Origin of the sequence: Wolbachia endosymbiont of Drosophila incompta, from assembly GCF_001758565.1 — a bacterium.
Taxonomy (GTDB): Bacteria; Pseudomonadota; Alphaproteobacteria; order Rickettsiales; family Anaplasmataceae; genus Wolbachia; species Wolbachia pipientis.
In genome coordinates this window covers 995,654-996,052 of sequence record NZ_CP011148.1, presented here as the reverse complement: position 1 = coordinate 996,052, position 399 = coordinate 995,654, and the positions used below count along the sequence as shown (strand labels likewise).

Annotated in this window: 1 pseudogene; it reads right to left on the bottom strand. The window is 33.1% G+C overall.

The features are described from left to right. Nucleotides 1-70: 70 nt before the first annotated feature. A pseudogene (locus tag WG67_RS08705) lies at nt 71-399 on the bottom strand (MFS transporter); the annotation flags it as partial.

Genomic DNA, 399 nt, shown 5'->3' with positions numbered 1-399 from the left:
GCCACAGATTTTTTTTAAAACACTCATCATAGATCAAACCTCGCTTTAATTTTAAGATGCACAAGCAATTTTAAGACTGCTTATCCTGCTTTTTTAACCATAAGAGCCCAAAAACAGCTATCAGCAAACATACAGGAATAATAGATGTTGCTTTTATCAGCAATTCAGCACTATACACAGGATTTCCTTGTATCACTGTCCTATCCCAACACAAATCTATTATTTTTGCGATCCCAGTGTGAAAAAAATAGCCAAAAACCATGACTATCATATTTGACACAGCTGTAGTTAATCCTATTAAGTTATTATTTACATAACTTAATGCTTTGTACAGTGTTACTATTTGATATCCAGAAGCGAAACCTATAACAAGAAGTGCAGGCAATACAATATACAATC